The sequence below is a fragment of the Leifsonia virtsii genome (assembly GCF_030433675.1).
Classification (GTDB): domain Bacteria; phylum Actinomycetota; class Actinomycetes; order Actinomycetales; family Microbacteriaceae; genus Leifsonia; species Leifsonia virtsii.
In genome coordinates this window covers 1-1,094 of the sequence record NZ_JAROCB010000010.1, presented here as the reverse complement: position 1 = coordinate 1,094, position 1,094 = coordinate 1, and the positions used below count along the sequence as shown (strand labels likewise).

Here is a 1,094-nt window from a genome sequence, read left to right as displayed (position 1 = left end):
TGTAGTGCCCAGGGACGTTGTTTGATCTGGTTGTCGTGACATGGCGAGAACCTCCGGTCAGAGTGGAGCTGCTTAGACACCCGCTCATGACTCGGAGGTTCTCGTGTCTCACGGTAATGCGGCGTTGACGCCGCGCCAACGCCTGCGCATCGCGCAATTGATCATCAACGAGGGATGGAGCATCGCCGCGGCGGCGGACTATTTCCGTGTCTCCTGGCCGACCGCGGCCAAGTGGGCGCGCCGTTACGCCGAGCTCGGCCAGGCAGGGATGACCGATCGGTCCTCGCGCCCGCATACGCATCCGAACAAGACCCCGCAGATGGTGGTGAAGAAGATCGCTCACCTGCGGATCCGAAAGCGTCTGGGCCCCGTCCAGATCGCCGGGCGGCTAGACATGCCCGCCTCGACCGTTCACGCGGTCCTCACCCGATGCCGGCTGAACCGGCTCACTCACGTTGACGTCAAGACGGGAGAACCGGCGCGGCGTTACGAGCACGAGACGCCGGGCGCCTTGATCCATGTCGATGTGAAGAAGCTCGGGAACATCCCGCTCGGCGGCGGTTGGCGTTTCGTCGGCCGCCAGCAGGGCGACTGGAACCGGCAGACAACCCCCGGCTTGGCGCGGAACAAACATCGCCATGAGATCCTCGGCTACGCATTCGTTCACACCGTCATCGACGACCACTCCCGCGTCGCCTACGCCGAGATCCATGACGACGAGCGCGCCGAGACCGCGATCGGTGTGCTGCAACGCGCTGTCTCCTGGTTCGCCGATCGCGGGGTCCGCGTCGAACGCGTGCTCTCCGACAACGGCTCCGCCTACCGCTCGCACGCCTGGAAGCGCGCCTGCAACGCCCTCGACATCCGACCCAAGTTCACCCGACCGCGCCGGCCGCAAACGAACGGGAAGATCGAGCGCTTCCACCGCACAATGGCCGACGGCTGGGCCTACGCAAAGCACTACAACACCGAATCAGCCCGCCGAGCCGCACTCCCCGCCTGGCTGCACTTCTACAATCACCACAGGCCCCACACCGCGATCGGCAAACTCCCGCCCATCAGCCGAATCTCAAACAACCTGCCTGGGCACTACA

The 1,094-nt window shown here is 65.1% G+C and carries 1 protein-coding gene; it reads left to right on the top strand.

Annotation, left to right across the window (positions count from 1 at the left end):
* Positions 1-103: 103 nt before the first annotated feature.
* A partial coding sequence (locus tag P5G59_RS20765) for an IS481 family transposase (protein ID WP_301220870.1) occupies positions 104-1,094 on the top strand: 991 nt, incomplete at its 3' end.